The sequence below is a fragment of the Cobetia sp. 5-25-4-2 genome (assembly GCF_013374075.1).
GTDB classification, from domain to species: domain Bacteria; phylum Pseudomonadota; class Gammaproteobacteria; order Pseudomonadales; family Halomonadaceae; genus Cobetia; species Cobetia marina.
Genome location: NZ_BLWK01000006.1, coordinates 256,136 through 274,498 on the forward strand (window position 1 = coordinate 256,136; position 18,363 = coordinate 274,498).

At 61.1% G+C, this 18,363-nt stretch carries 13 protein-coding genes; 4 read left to right on the forward strand and 9 right to left on the reverse strand.

The genetic code is table 11. From position 1 onward, the window contains the following. Positions 1-77: 77 nt before the first annotated feature. The 4 genes from HXS65_RS13780 to HXS65_RS13795 form a co-directional block, all read right to left on the reverse strand. A complete protein-coding gene (locus tag HXS65_RS13780) occupies positions 78-1,628 on the reverse strand; it encodes a catalase (protein ID WP_176494177.1) in 1,551 nt (516 codons plus the stop codon). A gap of 533 nt (positions 1,629-2,161) precedes the next feature. Further along, entirely contained in the window at positions 2,162-3,766 is a 1,605-nt protein-coding gene (locus HXS65_RS13785) for a BCCT family transporter (protein ID WP_176494178.1), read from the reverse strand. Positions 3,767-4,362: 596 nt separating this feature from the next. After that, complete coding sequence (locus HXS65_RS13790; protein WP_375782216.1) at positions 4,363-6,033, reverse strand: GMC family oxidoreductase; 1,671 nt, start codon at positions 6,031-6,033, stop codon at positions 4,363-4,365. Positions 6,034-6,266: 233 nt separating this feature from the next. Continuing rightward, on the reverse strand, positions 6,267-7,784 hold the full coding sequence (locus HXS65_RS13795; RefSeq protein ID WP_176494180.1) for a CoA-acylating methylmalonate-semialdehyde dehydrogenase: 1,518 nt from the start codon (positions 7,782-7,784) through the stop codon (positions 6,267-6,269). Positions 7,785-8,238: 454 nt separating this feature from the next. Here HXS65_RS13795 and HXS65_RS13800 point away from each other — a divergent pair, with 454 nt between their 5' ends. The 4 genes from HXS65_RS13800 to HXS65_RS13815 all read left to right on the forward strand — a co-directional run bounded on the left by HXS65_RS13800 (position 8,239) and on the right by HXS65_RS13815 (position 11,530). After that, positions 8,239-9,135, forward strand: a complete 897-nt coding sequence (locus HXS65_RS13800) for a LysR family transcriptional regulator (protein WP_136939202.1) — start codon at positions 8,239-8,241, stop codon at positions 9,133-9,135. A 405-nt stretch (positions 9,136-9,540) separates the two neighbouring features. Beyond that, positions 9,541-10,404 carry an SDR family oxidoreductase gene (locus HXS65_RS13805; RefSeq protein ID WP_176494181.1) on the forward strand — a complete coding sequence of 288 codons (864 nt, stop codon included), beginning with the start codon at positions 9,541-9,543 and terminating at the stop codon, positions 10,402-10,404. 346 nt (positions 10,405-10,750) lie between these two features. Next, the gene (locus HXS65_RS13810; protein WP_084208355.1) at positions 10,751-11,119 is read left to right on the forward strand and encodes a PH domain-containing protein; all 369 of its coding nucleotides are present in this window, start codon (positions 10,751-10,753) and stop codon (positions 11,117-11,119) included. Between the two features lie 51 nt (positions 11,120-11,170). Further along, positions 11,171-11,530 carry a hypothetical protein gene (locus tag HXS65_RS13815; RefSeq protein WP_176494182.1) on the forward strand — a complete coding sequence of 120 codons (360 nt, stop codon included), beginning with the start codon at positions 11,171-11,173 and terminating at the stop codon, positions 11,528-11,530. A gap of 400 nt (positions 11,531-11,930) precedes the next feature. Here HXS65_RS13815 and HXS65_RS13820 read toward each other — a convergent pair whose 3' ends face one another. The 5 genes from HXS65_RS13820 to HXS65_RS13840 form a co-directional block, all read right to left on the reverse strand. Beyond that, on the reverse strand, positions 11,931-12,599 hold the full coding sequence (locus HXS65_RS13820; RefSeq protein ID WP_176494183.1) for a DUF938 domain-containing protein: 669 nt from the start codon (positions 12,597-12,599) through the stop codon (positions 11,931-11,933). Between the two features lie 123 nt (positions 12,600-12,722). Next, positions 12,723-13,748 carry a glycosyltransferase gene (locus HXS65_RS13825; protein WP_176494184.1) on the reverse strand — a complete coding sequence of 342 codons (1,026 nt, stop codon included), beginning with the start codon at positions 13,746-13,748 and terminating at the stop codon, positions 12,723-12,725. Positions 13,749-13,946: 198 nt separating this feature from the next. Next, positions 13,947-14,996: a glycosyltransferase gene (locus HXS65_RS13830; protein WP_176494185.1), complete on the reverse strand. Its 1,050-nt coding sequence runs from the start codon at positions 14,994-14,996 to the stop codon at positions 13,947-13,949. Next, on the reverse strand, positions 14,996-16,048 hold the full coding sequence (locus HXS65_RS13835; RefSeq protein ID WP_176494186.1) for a phytanoyl-CoA dioxygenase family protein: 1,053 nt from the start codon (positions 16,046-16,048) through the stop codon (positions 14,996-14,998). Before HXS65_RS13835 ends, HXS65_RS13830 begins: the two co-directional genes overlap by 1 nt. 57 nt (positions 16,049-16,105) lie before the next feature. Then, a complete protein-coding gene (locus HXS65_RS13840) occupies positions 16,106-18,256 on the reverse strand; it encodes a glycosyltransferase family 2 protein (RefSeq protein ID WP_176494187.1) in 2,151 nt (716 codons plus the stop codon). Positions 18,257-18,363: the final 107 nt, after the last annotated feature.

Consider the following 18,363-nt stretch of genomic DNA (forward strand, 5'->3'; position numbering starts at 1 on the left):
TCGAGGTTGGTCCAGAAATCGGTCGGGAAGATGGCAGGGAGGCATTGCCCCCCTGCCCTGTCACGCGACGCGTCAGATCACTTCTGCTGCGCGTCGATCAGCTCCTCGACATCGTCCATGTCCACGTGAGCGACCTTGGCCAGACGCTCGCCGTATTCGTGGTCGGCCTGATAGAAGTAGCTGACCATGATGTTGCGGATCTCGTCGTTCTTGACCTTGCCGAGATCGCCCGCCAGCGCTTCGATCAGGTAGGTCTGATCCTGCTCGGAGAAGGAGCGATACAGCTCACCCGCCTGCGCAAAGTTCTGCTGCTTTTCGATCGGCTGCTGCTGGGTCGTGCCATTGAGGGTGTAGCGCTTGTATTCGTAGGTCGCGTCATCCACCAGTCCACCGGCATTGCGGCTCGGCTGGTAGTTGATGGAGCCGGAGCGCGGCGTGGAGTAGCCAGCCCCATTCTGATTGTGGCTGTGCACGTCGACCTTGGGTGCGTTGACCGGAAGAAGCTGGTGATTGACCCCCAGGCGATAGCGCTGGGTATCGGCGTAGGCGAACAGACGCCCTTGCAGCATGCGGTCTTCCGACGGCTCGATACCCGGGATCATGTTGCTAGGTGCCAGCGCGGCCTGCTCGGTTTCCTGGAAGAAGTTGTCCGGGACACGATTCAACTCAAGCTCACCGACCTTGCGGGCAGGAATCAGATCCTCCGGCCAGATCTTGGTGGTATCCAGCGGATTGAAGTCGAAGTCATTGAGCTGGTCTGGCTCGATGGTCTGGACGTAGAGATCCCAGATCGGGAAATCCCCCTGATCCAGATGGGTGTAGAGGTCTTCCGTCAAGTGATTGAAGTTGGTGGACTGCACCTTGGCAGCCTCAGCGACGGACATTCCGTTGTTGCCCTGGCGGGATTTCCAGGTGAACTTCACGTACTTCCAGTCACCTTCGGCATTCACGAACTTGAAGGCATGCACGCCCGAGCCATCCATCTCACGCAGGCTGGTCGGAATCCCCAGCGGCGAGTAGACGTAGGTCAGCATGTTGGTGCTTTCCGGAATGTGACTGAAAAAGTCAAAGAAGCGGTTCGGGTCCTGCAGGTTGGTCCGCGGGTCCGGCTTCAGAGAATGCACCATGTCCGGGAACTTGATGGCATCACGAATGAAGAAGACCGGGAAGTTGTTGCCGACCAGGTCCCAATTGCCTTGATCGGAATAGAACTTGACCGCGAAGCCGCGCGGGTCACGCAGGGTTTCCGGCGAGTGCTTGCCGTGGATGACCGCGGAGAAGCGCACGAAGACCGGAGTGACCTTGCCGTCCGCCTGGAATGGCGCCGCGACGGTCAGGTCGCTCAGATCCTCAGTGGCACGAAACTCACCATAGGCACCGGTACCACGGGCATGGACCACGCGTTCCGGGATGCGCTCGCGATCAAAGTGCGCCAGCTTCTCGATCAGGTGGTGATCCTGCAGCAGTGTCGGTCCATTCGGGCCAGCGGTCAGAGAGTTCTGGTTGTTGCCGACCGGGGCACCGTTGGAGCGCGTCAGAGTCTCTTCTTCCTGCGCCATGCCATTGGCGGAGAGACCCAACGCCATGACGGCAGTCATGGTCTTGAGAGGGAAACGGAGGTTCAGCATCAGGCGACTTCCTCGTGGAATCAGGGTTTAGGCCACGAAGTATTAGCCAGCCAATTTCATAGCAATAATCAATAATTGCTACCACGCCCATAGAAAAAAGCGATCGGGTTGCTTCAAGCGCAACGAGACAGCTACAAGAAATCCCAGGAAATCGCCATATATTTCACTTTTCTTACCATATCAGCCATTGACTATATAGAAGCCAAATAACATCAACATCGAGAAACGTTCAGCTTTTCGCAACGCTGGGGAGCGACATGCCCACGCAGACTCCCCCCAATTGGACCAGAAAAGTCATCAGTCCGACCGGCAATGTCATGCCATGATCGGCCTTCGTTATGAGCCCCCTGAATCTCACTTGCTCTCTCACTTGCTCTCCCTCTTGCACTCGCACTCGCACTTTCAAAACCGTTTCAGCATGTGCATCAGTCTCGATTCAAGCAAAAAAACGGCTCCCCTTGGGAAGCCGTTCTCATGATCATCCAATGACAGCATTGCGACACTGCCAGATGCCTCATGACACGCTGATGATGTCAGCGGGTCTCGGTCTTCTTCGACTTGCGCTGGAAGGCTGGCATGTCATCGATCACCAGTACCGGATTCAGCTCTTCCTTGGGGAAGTCATTCTTGAGCCAGCGCAGCATGGAGAGCGCCAGAATCAGCATCACCGGAATCATCGGCAGCGCCACCACGATGGTCGAGGTCTGCACGGTCTGCAGGCCACCCAACTGGATCAGCGCAACGCCGACGGCCGCGATCAGGAAGGCCCAGATCAAGCGGAACGAGCGCTTGGGCTCCTGATACCCGGACAGCTTGCGTGAGGTCACCGAGGCCAGCACGTAGGCCGAGCTGTCCAGCGTGGTCGCCAGGAAGATGAAGCACAGCAGGATGAAGGCCACCGTGACCAGCTTGGCATACGGCAGGGTCTGCAGGATGCCTTCCACCGCCAGCGGGATACCGCCGCTATCCAGCAGCGCCTTGATGTCCAGCGCGCCACTGATCTGCAGGTCCAGCGCGTAACCGCCCCATACCGCGAAGAACACCCAGGTGCCCAGCGAGCCGAACACCAGCTCCGCGATGATCAGCTCACGGATGGTACGACCGCGCGAGATACGCGCCACGAACAACCCCACCATCGGCGCGTAGGCGATCCACCAGGCCCAATAGAAGACGGTCCAGTCCTTCCAGAAGGTGGAATCCCCCGCCGGGTCGGTCCACAGACTCATCGGGATGAAGTTGCCCAGGGTCTTGCCGAGGCTGTTGACGAAGCCTTCGACCATGAACTGCGAGTCACCGACGATGAAGGTGAAGGCCAGCAGGAAGATCGCCAGAATCACGTTGATGTCCGACAGAATCTTGATGCCCTTGGCCAGGCCGAACCAGACACTGGCCGAGAACATCGCCGTCCAGATGCACAGTACCGCGACTTCCAATCCGAAGTTGGCCTCAACGCCCAGGATGCCGCTGACCAGCTGCGAGACCAGCGGGACCGCCAGCCCCAGCGAGGTGCCGACGCCGCCGACGATCCCGAACACGACGATGGAATCCAGCAGCACGCCCCAGGCGCCATCCGCATGGCGGCCCAGCACGCCGCGCGAGGCGACGGACAGACGCACGCCATCACGCTTCTTGACGTACATGGAGTAGGCGATCGGCAGGCCCGGCAGGCAATAGAAGGCCCACGGCGTCAGCCCCCAGTGGAACTGACCGAAGGCCAGCGCCCACTCCGCGGCCTCACGACTCTTGGCCGCCACGTGATAGGCCGGCGAGGTGTAATAGTAGATCGGCTCGACCCACGCCCAGTTGACGATCGCGATGCCCATCCCGCAGGTGAAGATCATCGCCACCCAGCTGAAGTAGGAGAAATCGGGCGTGTCTTCTGCCCCACCCAGACGGACGTTGCCGTAGCGGCTGAAGGCCAGCCAGATGAGAAATCCGACGACGCTCAGACCGGCCACCAGATACAGCCAGCCGAACTTGCCGGTCGCGAAGGCGAAGGCGGCATTGATCAGCGCGGTGCTGGCATCCGGGAACAGGATGACGGGGCCGATGAAGGCCAGGATGACCAATACGGCGGGAATGAAGACACGGGGGTCCAGATGATCGCCATCACTGGCGGGGGGAACGGCTTCTTGCACGACTACCACCTTAGTGAGAAAGCCCGAGCAAGAGGGGCGAGACGTCGCTCTTGCTCGGGCAGTTCGCTGGGTTCAATAATTTTTCGTAATGAAAAGAGCGCGGTATTATACATTTTTTATTCCACGCGCATTATACTTTCCCGGCAACCGCGGGGAGCACGAATCGCGACACGGTATTTTCTCATGCATACATGAATTTCATTCATCAAGCTTGCGCTGCACACTCCCCCCTCCTGCCCTCTTCTCGCGCCTTCCTTGCACCCTCTTCGACAATATTTCCGCCAGACGCGAACAGGCCGCCGACACGTCAATGTCGGCGGCCTGTGGGTCTCAAACGCTCATGAACGGCGACTGTCACGCATAAGCCAGCACCTGACGCGGCAGTCTTTCCGCCCTTGCATCGCGAGGATCACGCCAGCCGATGCGCCACTCTCATGAGCAGAAACCTCGACGTTCACCTCGTGTCACAAGACGCCCAGCGCTTGAGCACTTCTCATGCACCTGGCTCGAGCTGACCCATGCAAGCTCAGAGTCAGACGAGTCGGCCTTGAGCGATCAGCAATGGCTGACGCATTGGGGACATGCAGGGTCTCGTATCAGTCTCCGCCGACAGCAGACTCCAGAATCCAGCCAGCGGCCTTCTCCGCGATCATCAGGGTCGGCGAGTTGGTATTGCCGCTGACGATGGTCGGCATGATGCCGGCATCCGCCACCCGCAACCCCTGGATACCGCGCACTCGCAGGCGGCTGTCGACCACCGCCATCGGGTCATCCGCGCGCCCCATGCGCGTGGTGCCCACCGGATGGAAGATGGTGGTGCCGATATCGCCGGCGAGCCTGGCGAGCTCGTCATCAGTCTGGTACTCGACCCCCGGCTTGATCTCCTCGGGCTGGTAGCGCGCAAAGGCCGGCTGGGAGGCGATGCGCCGCGTGACCCGCAGCGAGTCGGCCGCGACCTTGCGATCTTCCTCGGTGCTCAGGTAGTTGGGCGCGATGGCCGGGGCCTGGCGCGGGTCGGCGCTCTGCAGACGCACCGAGCCACGGCTGGTGGGGTTGAGATTGCAGACACTCGCGGTGATCGCCGGGAAGGGATGCAAGGGCTGCCCGAAGGCCTCGAGACTCAGCGGCTGGACGTGATACTGGATATTGGGATGGGCGTAGTCCTCGCTGCTGCGCGTGAAGGCCCCCAGCTGCGATGGCGCCATGCTCATCGGCCCGGAACGCTTGAACAGGTACTGCATGCCGATGCCCATCTTGCCCAGCAGCGTGCTGGCCATGGCGTTCAGGGTCTTGGCATTGGTGACCTTGTAGACCGAGCGGATCTGCAGGTGGTCCTGCAGGTTCTCGCCGACGCCGGGCAGGTCCTTCACCACCTCGACGCCATGTTGCTCCAGCAATGCCCTGGGCCCGACACCCGAGACCTGCAGCAGATGCGGCGAGCCGATGGCGCCGGCACACAGCACGACCTCACGCTTCGCCGAGAGGTTGATGAGCTTGCCGTCACGCACGACCTGCAGCCCGGTACAGCGCAGATTGGAGGCTTCCTTCACTTCCTTCGCTGCGTCCGCCGCCCCTGTGCCAGCCCGTGTTTCAGCCCCCATGCCCTGCTCGCTTCCCGCAAACAGCAGACGATTGACCTGGGTGGAGTGCCAAAGGGTCAGGTTGCCGCGCTTGAGTGCCGGACGCAGAAAGGCCTTGGCCGTATTCCAGCGCCAGCCGGAACGCTGGTTAACCTCGAAATAGGCCACACCCTCGTTGCTGCCACGATTGAAGTCCTCGGTGCGCGGGATGCCGGCCTGCTCGGCGGCACTGGCGAAATCGTCCAGCACTTCCCAGTTGAGGCGCTGCCGCTCGACTCGCCACTCGCCACCATGACCATGGAACTGGCGATGCTCGGGGCCGGCATCCCCGCCCTCGTCCAGGCGCGCGTGATCCTCATGGCGCATGAAGGCCGGCAGACATTGCTCCCAGCGCCACTCGCTGTCGCCGGTCACCTCGGCCCAGTGGTCATAATCCCGCGCCTGACCGCGCATGTAGATCATGCCGTTGATGCTGGAACATCCCCCCAGCGTCTTGCCGCGCGGATAGATCAGCGAACGTCCGTTGAGCCCCTTGTCCGGCTCGGTGCGGTACAGCCAGTCAGTGCGCGGATTGTTGATGCAGTACAGATAGCCGACCGGAATGTGGATCCAGTGGTAGTTGTCGCGCCCTCCCGCCTCGATGAGCAGCACGCGGTGGTCAGGGTTGGCGCTGAGGCGATTGGCCATCAGGCAGCCGGCGGAACCGGCCCCCACGATGATGTAATCGAATTCAGAGAGATCGTCTCCCGGTTTGGCAGGGCGAGCGTCCTGCTCGCCCCTTGGGGATCGATGCGGGTTGTTCTTGTTGTCTGACATGGCGCGTCCCTCTCCAGACAGCTGGCGTGTACTTTCCAATGGCAGGAATACAGATGGCGACGATGCTGATGACGCCGGTGCAGATGACCGAAAGCGTGAGCGACTTACTTGGCCGTCGGCATGGCGAACTCGGCACCGGCATCGATGGAATCCGACCAGCGCTGCATGATGGATTTCTGCTTGGTATAGAAACGCACCCCCTCTTCTCCGTAGGCGTGGGTATCCCCGAACAGGGAGCTCTTCCAGCCACCGAAACCGTGCCAGGCCATCGGGACCGGAATCGGCACGTTGATGCCGACCATGCCCACCTGAATGCGACGCCCGAATTCACGCGCAACACTGCCGCTCTCGGTGAAGCAGCTCACGCCGTTGCCGAATTCATGATCATTGATCAGCTGGATGGCGGTCGCGACGTCTGGCACGCGGACACAGGCCAGCACCGGGCCGAAGATTTCTTCCTTGTAGATCGTCATGTCCGGGGTGACGTGATCGAACAGCGTGCCGCCCATCCAGAAGCCTTCGCTGCTGTCGCCGCCGATGTCATTGCCGGTGAACTCACGCCCGTCGACGATCATCTCGGCGCCTTCCGCGACGCCCTTTTCGATGTAACCGCAGATACGTTCATGCGCCTGACGGGTGACGATCGGGCCCATCTCGGCGTCCAGATTCATGCCGTCCTTGATCTTGAGCTCGCGGGCACGCTCGGCCAGACGCGGCACCAGGGTGTCCGCCACATCACCCACCAGCACCGCCACGCTGATGGCCATGCAGCGCTCACCGGCGGAGCCGTAGGCCGCGCCGATCAGGGCATCCACCGCCTTGTCGAGGTTGGCATCCGGCATTACCACCATGTGATTCTTGGCCCCACCCAGCGCCTGGATGCGCTTGCCGTGACGTGCGCCACGCTCGTAGATCAGGTTTGCGATCGGGGTGGAGCCCACGAAGGACAGTGCACGTACCTTGGGATGATCGATCAGCGCCTCGACGGCACCCTTGTCGCCCTGCACCACGTTGAAGACGCCATCCGGCAGGCCCGCCTGCTTGAGGAGGTCCGCCATCATCAGCGAGGCGCTGGGGTCCAGCGGGCTCGGCTTGAGCACGAAGCTGTTGCCTGCCGCGATGGCGACCGGGAACATCCACATCGGTACCATCACCGGGAAGTTGAACGGCGTGATGCCGGCGACGACGCCCAGCGGCTGGCGCATCGTCCAGTTGTCGATGCCGGTGCTGACCTGGTCGGTGAAGTCACCCTTGAGCAGCTGCGGGATGCCGCAGGCGAATTCGACGATATCGATGCCGCGTGCCACTTCGCCCTGGGCGTCGGTGAATACCTTGCCGTGCTCGCGGGTGATCGCCTCCGCCAGCGCGTCCTTGTGCTCGTTGAGCAGCGCGAGGAACTTGAACATCACCCGGGCACGACGAATCGGCGGGGTGTCGGCCCAGGCCGGGAAGGCGGCGTCGGCGGCCGCCACGGCAGCATCGATGTCGCTGTCGCGTGCCAGCGCGACCTGGCCGGTCACCTGGCCGGTGGCGGGATTGAAGACATCCTGTGTGGCACTGGAGTCACCTTGGGTCACCTGGCCGTTGATGAAATGGGCGATGGTCTGCTGGGGCGTGGTCATGGCGTGAATCGTCTCCGCTGGCGTTGTGACTGAAGCGTGCGCGGGGAGCATCCCGGCGGCTCAGCCATAGGGGCTGGTCATAAGGCTGGACATGAGAGCTGCTTATGAGAGCTGAATGCATGAAGGCTGTACCTTGAATCTACCCCGCCGGCCGGAACGTTCAATTGAGTTATTCTTGGGTGCGATATAACGATTGCTGATATCACGAACGCCCCCGAACGCAGACAGCCGCCATCGCTCACCAGCCCAGTCATGGCGGGGGTTGCGGGCGTGTGAGAGCGAGAGGTGGGATACGGCGGAGGGAATGTTCGAACGTCATGGCAGCGCTTTCGGTGGCATCGCTAGACCAAAGGGGAATAGGTCATCGGCGGGACACTGAGACAAGAATGCAGGCGACCTGCTACATGAACCATGTCGCTGTTGATCCTTCGCCCCCTTGCCCAGAGAGCCTTCGATGCAGGATCTGTCCCGTCTTCACGCCTTCGTCACCGTGGCGCGCACCGGTAGCGTGTCACGAGCCGCCGAGGCCTTGCACCTCACCCAGCCTGCCGTCAGCCTCAAGCTCAAACAGCTTCAGGAAAGCCTGGGCCTCTCTCTGTTTGATCGTCACCCCCACGGATTGCAGCTGACCGCCGATGGTCAGGCACTGCTCTCCAGCGCCGAAAGCACGCTGGCCAGTGCCCGCCAGTTCGAGCAGGCTGCCTCTGCCCTGCACAGCACCCTGCGTGGCACCCTGCGCATCGGCACCATCATCGACCCGGAATTCATTCGTCTCGGCAGTTTCCTGCGTCATCTGCTGGCACAGGCACCCGGGGTAGAGACGTCTCTACAACATGGCATGAGTGGGTGCGTGCTCAAGGCACTCAAGCAGGATGAGCTGGAAATCGGCTTCTATCTCGCCCCACCGGGAGAAGGGCCGGGCGACAGCGCCCTCGACTACCGGGAATTGGCGCTGTTCGAGTACTACGTGCTGGCACCGGCGGGCTGGTCATCGCGGCTGACCGCGACCGACTGGGCCTCGTTGGCGGCTCTGCCGTGGATCGTCACGCCCCCCAACTCGGTACATTCCCGCCTGCTGGCACATGCCATGCGCGGCGTGGAGGCTACGCTGCATCGCGTCGCCCAGGTGGATCAGGAAGTCTGCATGCTGGACCTGGTACGCGCGGGGGTCGGGCTGTCACTGGCGCGTGATGTGCTGGCGCTGGCCGAGCGTCAGGAGCGTGGGCTCAATATCGTGCCGGACACCCGCCTGCCCTGCGCACTCAGCGTGGTATGGCGCCGTGACAAGGCCGCTGATCCCAGCGTTCAGGCGGCATTGCAGAGCCTGGCCAATGTCTGGCCGGTAGAGTGACCGGTGTCGTGCCAGGTTGTGCCCTTCGAGGGTCACGCCGGCCTCTTCTCTCTTTCTTCTTCTCTCTTCTCTCTTCTCTCTTCTTTCTTCCCTCTTTTCTCTGCGCTAAGCGCCAAGCTCTTTGCCCTTCTCTCCTCGCCTGCCCTTGCACTCTCACGGCCGCTCCATCTCCCATCCCTGACAGGATTGCCCTGAGCGGGACGCAGCGTTGCCTGTCTCGCCCGTTTTCCCCTGCGCCCACTGTCACAAGGTTACTCAAGGGTATACGTGATATCTGATGTGCCCGAGACTGCGCGGTGTGTCATGCCGGTCACGACCGCCCACGCGACTGACGCAGCTCACATGACTCACACAGCTCACACGACTTACACAGCTACGGCGTACGGCGTCGTCAAGGAGGATGAGATGGTGGCCAAGACCGAGATTCATGCCCAACAGCAGACACTGCCGGGCACGGAGCGCCTGATGGAGCCACAGGCGATCTTCATCCGTGACGACTATCGCGGCAGCGGCAAGCTCGAGAACAAGGTGGCGCTGATCACCGGTGCCGACAGCGGTATCGGTCGCTCCGCCGCCATACATTTCGCGCGCGAAGGTGCCGATGTGGCGGTGATGTATTTAAGCGAGGAAGAGGACGCTCAGGAAACGAAGCGACTCGTGGAAGCGGAGGGGCGCCATTGCCTGTTGATCGCCGGTGACCTGCGCGACGCCGAGTTCTGCCGCGACGCCGTGGCGCAGGTGGTCGAGACCTTCGGCGGGCTCAATGTGCTGGTCAACAACGCCGGCACCCAGTGGGTCAGCGAGGACCTGACCACCCTGGAGGATGTCCAGTGGGAGCAGACCTTCGCCACCAACATGCACAGCATGTTCTACCTGACCAAGGCAGCGCTCCCACACCTCGGCGAAGATGACACCATCATCAATACCACCTCGGTCAATGCCTATATCGGCCCGGAGTTTCTGGTCGATTACACCACGACCAAGGGCGCCATCGTCAGCTTCACCCGCTCACTGTCCAATCAGGTGGTCGGCCGCGGGATTCGCGTCAACGCCATCGCTCCCGGGCCGGTCTGGACACCGCTGCAGCCGGCGACACTCGGCGCGCATGACCCGCAGATGCTGGAAGACTTCGGTGCCGACACCCCGATGGGACGTGCCGCGCAACCCTGTGAACTGGGGCCCTGCTATGTCTTCCTGGCATCACTGGATTCCTCCTTCATCAGCGGCCAGACCCTGCACCCCAATGGCGGCACCGTCGTCAATGGCTGAGCGCTGAAGGCGCACCCGGCCTTTGTGTCCATGAAAGCCTGTCCGTGAAAGACTCTCCGTGAAAGCCGGTTCGTGGAAGTCTCACCCTCCGTAGAAGTGAGAAGCGCATCCTGTTTCGCCAATGGCACGCTCGTTGGCAACCACCGCAACAGGGTGCGCTGACGCCCCTTGCCAGGCGTTAGCACGACGCTATCCTCAGGCGCTGGAATCCCTTATCCTTGAGCCTATACCACGTGTCACGATGCATGATTCATGAGCGACTGACTCACTGACGGCGTCTCATCCCCCTCGATATCCTGTTCGCGAGACTCATGTCAGAGACTTGAGCAGCAGGCTGGAGTATTCCATGATCGACTTCCAGAACAAGGGCGTGTTCAAGCTCAAGCCACACGCCGAATACGCAGAAAAGGTGGAAGCGTTGTTGTGTGAAGGGGAAGAGATTGTCGCGGCCTACAAATCGATGCGTGATGGGGTCATCTTTACCACCAAGCGCGTCATAGCGGTGAATGTGCAGGGCCTTACCGGGAGCAAGAAGGACTTCACCTCGCTCCCTTACAGGAAGATTGACGCCTTCTCGATTGAAACCTCCGGTACCTTCGACCTCGACTCGGAGCTCACGATATTCTCCTCCGCCCTGGGCACCGTCAGATTTGAATTTACCGGGTCTACGCCATTGACCGACATCTCACGACTCATTGCCCGTCATGCGTGTTGAGCCATTTCGCCATCATCGTACTTCTCTACGGACGTGAATGAGACTGCTGATATGAGTGATACCACCATCCAACAATTCGAAGAAAACATGAAGCGTGAGCTGGAGCGATATGTCCGCTCCTCTACTGCCCCCGCCAGCTCAACCTCTCCCGGCACCTCGCCGCGCGTTCGCCCTGAGGCACCACGCGCCAGAAAGACGACCACTCCGCTCAAGGGACTCAGAGTGACGCTGGGCGTCAAGCAGAAACGTCTGGCACTGGAAGAACCCTTCACGGTGCAGACCGACAGCATCTCCCGGGTGGAAGCGCGCATTCAGGCCGAAAAGGCCGCCCGCAAGGCTGGCTGGAAGATCATCAGTCACGTGATCGACTGGAATGATACCGAGCGGGAACCCGACGCTCGCGGGCGCTAGTAAGCTCGCTTGTGCTCCCGGGGAATGCCCGCAAGCTCCCGGGGCAATTCTGCCTCAATCGGCACGGCCCCCCGCACTAGCTCTACGGCCTGACAGGCAAGGCAGCTGAAAGTCTTCGGGTATCTGTTACTGCCCCTCAAGTTATCGCGACTCAAGTTACTGCCCTCAAGACAATCCGAGAGCCACATTGCTGCCCTATTGCCTGTCACGGCGATGATTGGCGCTGGGGGCTCATATCAGACTCATGCACTCCTCGCCATGCGCGATGCCTCGCCCCAATATGACAATGCCCCCGTCCTGGCCGCAGGACGGGGGCATTGTCATATTGAATGGGTCAGATGAGGTCAAATCCCTACCACCTTGCTCCCTCCTGACCGCCAACTGAGCGCAACCTCAAGTTCTAACGCCGAAAGACGACACTCAGATTGTTGGCCGGCATCTCGACCACCCTGTCGAGCGTCAGGCCGTTACGCTTCGCTTCCTCGATCACGGCTTCCAGATCGCGCACGCCCCACAACGGATTGCGGCTCTTGAGCTGGATATCGAAGCCTTCGTTGCTGGGTGCCGTGTGCTGACCTTCTCGCTTGTAAGGGCCGTAGAGATACAGCACGCCGCCCACCGGGAGGAGTCGCCCTGCCCGTGCCATCAACTCGGACGTGACGCGCCACGGAGAGATGTGGATGAGGTTGATCGCCACCAGCGCATCGCAGGCCACTTCAGGCCACTCGGCCAGCACATCCAGCGTGATGGGGGCCTTGAGATTGGCCAATCCGACCTCTTCGCGCCAGTCCGCGATCGACTCCAGTGCACGTGGGCTGGCGTCACTGGGCTGCCACTCAAGGTGAGGCAGACCACGCGCGAAATGCACGGCATGCTCGCCGCTGCCACTGGCCAGCTCCAGCACCTGACCACGCTCGGCGAGGACATCACGCAAGACATCGAGAATCACGTCACGATTGCGCTCGACCGCGGGGCTTGCCAGCCGTCGGGAGTTCTCCAGTGCGACATCCTTCTGGGCCGCGTGGCGTGCTGAGTCCTTGGGGTGTTCCGGTAATGCTGACGAGGTCATGCCCTGCTCCATTGACAGACTGAGGCTGGTGATCATACCAAAGCGCCGCACCCCATGGGGTGCGGCGCTTGAAGACATGTAGCAACTCGTTCACGACATGCAGGAAGATCGCGATGGCACGCCTCAGCGTGTCGGGGCCATCGTGCTGCGGGCCCGCCAGAAATCCAGTACTCGCAGGGGGTCCCCCACCTCATGGGCCTTGTGCTGGGCGTTGTGCGCCATGGCGCGGGTGGCATCCCGGTCACTCAACAGACGCTCCAGCGCCGCCAGCCACTCTGCCGGGTCATCCCCGACCAGCAGGCCGTCGACGCCATCCTCGATCAGCTCACGATAGGGAGCGCGACGACTGTAGATCCCCACCCCGCCCATGCGCGTGATATCGAGAAAACGCCGCCACGACATGTCGTGATTGACCGAATCCGCCATCAAGGGCGCGAGACCGATAGCGATTCGCCGCCGCGAGCAATAGTCCTGGAAAGCCTCCCAGCCCAACGCCTCCATGGACTTGAGACGCGGTATGTCACTCAGCGCCAGCGGCAGATGACGCCCCATCATCAACTCCACCTCGGTATCGTCGTGGCGCGTCTGGATATCGCGCAGTACCGGTGCCAGCGCCACGATATCGTCGCGATGCGCCAGGGTGCCATGAAAGCCGATGCACCAGTCCTGACTATCGAGATGGCGAAGGTCCGGCAGCGCCCCTGTCAGCGGCGGCGTCAGCAGGCTGACCTTGGGATGCAGGCCTGCCAGAGCGGTCTGCAACTGCTCGCTGACCACCACCACCTCATCCGCCAGCGCCAGCAGGCGTTGCTGCAACTCACGTGCCTGCCTCTCGCTTTCCTCCTGAGGCTGCGCGGTGACGAGATCATGATCCAGCAGATAGCAGATGCGGCCATGCTGCTCGCGGTGAGCCTCCAGCATCTCGATCCACTCCTCTCCCAGGGTGCGGGCGATCAGCAGACAGGCACCGCCGAGGCGCGCCTGAGCCAGCCTGGGCGAGAACTTCCAGCGACGCGTCTCAAAACGCTCGACGCGAGTGCCTTCCTTGCGCAAGGCGCCCATGGCGGGCAGGAAGAAATAGATGTCTTCCAGTGCCAGAGCATCATCGCTGAGTACGATCCAGCGTGGGGTTGTCGGGAAGGCGGTCATGACAGTCTCCTTTACACGAGGCATTCATGGCACATACAGCATGTCAGGCGATCCTCTGAGTGACGAATCTGCCAGCACGGCATGGAAAAAACTCAGGCGCACCATAAGTGTAACGAATTGTAGCCAACCTACCAGTGCGGAATTGCCCTAAAGGACCCTCGACATCAACGAGTTAGCCCGGTGCCAGCCATCGGGTCATCATGACGACTCTTTACTGCGAGCCTTCCAGAACGCGACACTCTCATGAAGATCGCCGATCACACCTGCCTTGTGCCGAGCCCGCTGCGCCATGGCCTCAGTCGCCTGACGATCACCCAGCAACCGTTCGAGTGCCGCCTGCCATTCAGCGGGATCATCCCCCACCAGCAAGCCATCGACGCCATGTTCGACGATCTCGGTATAGGGCGCCCTGCGACTATAGATACCAACGCCGCCCATCGCGGCGATATCAAGAAACTTGATCCACGACTTGCCACGATTGAAGGGCGTCTCGAGCAGCGGAGCCAGGCCGATCTGGATACGCCGTGTTGTCTGGTAGTGCTGGAAAGCCTTCCACGGCAGAGCCTCTGGCGTTTCCAGGCGGGCAATGCCGGCAAGGGCGTCCGGCACATGTCGTCCCAACATGATCTCGAGACGCGCCCGAGGATGCTTCTCCATCACCGACGTGAGAGCGGGTGCCAGATGCGCGATATCCTCGCGGTGCGCGCGCGTGCCGTGATAGCCGATCGTCCAGTCAGGCTGAGTGAAGTCTGCCAGCTTCACAGATGACGCCAGCATCGGAGGCGTCAGCAATGAGACATTGGCGTGCTCATGGCCCATCTGAGCGACCAGGGAATCACAGCAGGCCACCACCTCATCCGCGAGCGCGAGCAATGCCGGTTGGCGTTCCGCCAGGCCACTCAGTCGTTTCACATACGCCTCGGGCAAGCCTGGTGTATGTTTCACGGCACCTAGATCATCGTCGATCAGATAGACGATACGCCCGAAGCGCGCTCGATGACGCTCGATCAGCTGCACCCAGCGCTCGCCCAGAGACCGTACGATCAGCAGGTTGGCTCCCGCCAGCCGTCGCAGTGCCAGCCGGGCTGGCAAGCGATATCGGCGAGTCTCGAAGCGCTCGATGACGGCTCCCTGCCCTCTCAGCGCTGGGGCAGCGGATTCGAGAAAGTAGATATCCTCGGTGGGGCGAGCACCATCGCTGAGAACGACCCACCGCACGCCTGCCAAGGATGAAGCTTCAGCCAACATCAGGATGTGTCCTGCGCACGCAAGGGCTCACGCGCCACGACGTGCCAGGAAGACTCGACACCACGCGCTGCGGCACGCTTGTCATCACGCGCACGCTCTGCCATGAGCACACGGTACTGCAGGCGATTGAGCCATTCCCCCCCCAGGCCCGGCAACGGCAGGAAGGGTGTCGTGCGACTCATTCCCCACAGCGCCAGACGCGAGCTCCCCGCCTCGGCCGGCCCGCGCCCATGCATGCCGAAGGTATCGGCGATCAACAGCGTGTTGGCAGGCACCTTGAACAAGGTGGGAGGATTGAGCCCGAAGCGCTCCAGCGCCCCCTCCTCGACTCGGAACGAACCCCGCTGGGTATAGCGATTGGCATGCTCACGCGCCGTCAGGCTCATGTGATACTCCCAATCCAGACGCCCCTGGTTCAACTGGGTGGACTGCGGCACGAACATGAAGGGACCGTTGTGCTCGCTTACATCTTCCAGATAGAGCCAGAACTTCATGGTGGGCTGGAAGGTATCCACGTGCAGGGACTTCTGCGGATCAGCCTCATCACTCTCCCGGGCACCATTGAAGACCTTTTCCAGATGCACGATGGGCAGACGGCGGTGTCCTGCACAGAATCGCAGCAGACGCCTCAGCCGCGTGTCCGAAAGCACCTGCTTAGCCACCGGCAGCTCGCTCAGGGTCTCCGGGTCCAGCAATACGCGATGAGTGCGGGTATCACCCTGGCAGCATTCCCGCACCTCACCAGGGCCGTGCTCATGCACGCGCTCAAGCTCCGCCTTGAGTTGAGAGAACACCTCCGGCGACAGGAAATCCTGTTTGCACAGATACCCCTCACGCAGGTAAGCCTCACGCTCATCCCTGGGCACACCACGGCTGAGCATTGCCATTCGCCAGCGCATGACTCGGGACGCTGCCTTCACACGCCAGACATGCAGTCCACGGCGATTCAGCCCCTCATGACCGATGACAGGATTGGCAACGAAAGATTTGGCACCGGTAAACAGGGCAAGCCCCAAAAGGGGAGCCTTCAGAAAGCGCAATGAAAGAGACATGGCATTCCTTGTGAAACGGCAAATCTTGTAACAGGCAGACGCATGCCGCAAGACACCTCAACGCAATGAAAAGTCTTCGTGGACGAGAGTCAGATTGGGGTTGTAGGCCGGATCATTGTCCAACTGTTCCGCCCAGGTAGTGCGCATGTAGTCACACTCTGACAGCCAGCGAGCACGCTTCCTTGGTGTGTCATCCGCACCGCGTGAAATCGACTCGTGATGATACAGCTCTGCATAGGGCGTCCAGAGATTGCGGTAGCCTGCCTCCCGCACCTTGAGACATAGATCCACATCATTGTACGCAACCGCCAGATGCTGCTCGTTGAGGCCATTGACCTCTTCGAAGACCGAGCGACGCAACAGCAGGCAGGCAGCAGTGACCGCAGACAGATTCTGGATCGATTTCAGCCGTCCCTGGAAGCCATCCTCCTCACGATGGAAGAAGCGATGCGCATGACCGGCGATGCTGCCAAGTCCCAGAATCACCCCGGCGTGCTGGATCGTACCATTGGGATAATAGAGCTTGGCACCGACACAGCCGATGTCCGGACGGCATACCTGCGACACCATTTCCGTCAGCCATTCGCCATTCATCGGCTCGATATCATTGTTGACCAGACCGATGATATCGCCGCGCGCCTCACGGGCGCCGAAATTGTTGATCGCAGAATAGTTGAACGGCGCATCCCAATGCAGCACGCGCACACGCTCATCGCGTCTGGCGACGTCACGCATGTACTCAAGGGTCCTCGGGCAACAGCTCTGATTGTCGAGAATCAACAACTCGAAGTACCGGTATTCAGTCTGTGCGAGGATGGCATCGACACAGGGCTTGAGTATCTCGACGCCATCCCGAGTGGGCACCAGCAAGGAGACCAGTGGCTGTGATTCCGGCAATCGCCATCGCACGCGCACATTCTCTCCAGTCCCGTCATTGGCCTCTCTCAGCACCTTGCCAGGCTCAGCCACTGCCGTGACAGCATGACGGGTGAGATAGTCGCCGATACGTGCCAGATGACGTGTCCCGGTATCCTCCGGGCAAGTCATTGCCGAAAGAAGATGCCGCTCGGGCACATGAACGAGGACCTGAGGCACTCGCCATATCAGCGACTGGTGACTCATGCGGGTCGACGCGATCATCTCCAGCGCCAACAGATGGATGAGATCAGTGGCCGTAGCCGTCAGGACATTCTCAGCCTCGAGAGAGCCCCGACAGGCTTGCCACTGTTTACGGGACCACAGCCCCAGATGCCCGAGATACGGTGTGGAAAGCAGCAGATCCGGGTTCCAGCCAGGCTTGAAGTTCGGTGAGTGACGATGTCCGTCGCCATCGATGCGGTCTTCATCGCAATACAGGAAACCGGCCTGCGGTTTTTCCTTCATCAGCCGCGCAAAGCACGTCAGCGCATCAGCAGACAGGGTGGCGCCCGTCGTCATCAACCCGATCCAGTCACCCACTGCCGCACTGCTGATAGCCGCCAGCGGATCCGTGAAGCGTCCAGTGGCCCGCTCGGGCTCTTCCAGCAACGTGATACGCTCATCACTCGCGCAGCAGGCAGCCAACCAATCGTGCTTCTTCAAGGCCCTGTCCGAGGCAGACACCACCAGCTGCCAACGTCGGTGAGTCTGCGCGATCAGGCTTGTCAGGCTATCGCCGAAGGCTTCCCGGCTGGTTTCTTCCTCGACGATCATCCCAAGGCTGAACACCATGTCGGAGGTAATCTCCGGCGCGATACGATCGGCGACCTTCGCATTCACGAGGCCTTGCCCCAGTGATTCGACCATGTCGATCCACTGTTGGTAATTGTGCTTGGAGCAAAGGCTGATGAAGGTACTGTCGTAATGGCGAAGCGCCACGACTGACCAACGCTCCCCCGTCTGCTGCACTTCCTGCTTGATGGCCTGGATGACCTGCTGCCTGGGCAGGCCGCGAAAATGTCGGTGGGCCGTGACCAGTCGCTGGATCAGGCGGTCTCTGGCAAAGGAGGGTGTCAGCCATACCAGTCTGAAATGCTTGAGCCGGAAAGTCCCTCGCCCGTTGATAGGGCACAGGGTAATACGACGGACTCCGCGTGGGACACGCAGCATGCGCCGGGTGATCTTTCCCGCGCGCAGCGGCAGCTCTACCGTGTGAATCCGCGTGTCAGTCTGGAAAGAGATGACAGCAGCGGCGCCCGTGATGGAGCGCTCCATGTCAATCTCGACCATGTTCCAGCCGGGTATCGGCTTCGGGCCTTCCCAGAGAAAGGCTGACGTGCTGGAGAGCGAGCGCCACTCCCCCTCTTCCAGAGGCTCAAGATCTCGATCAATACGCA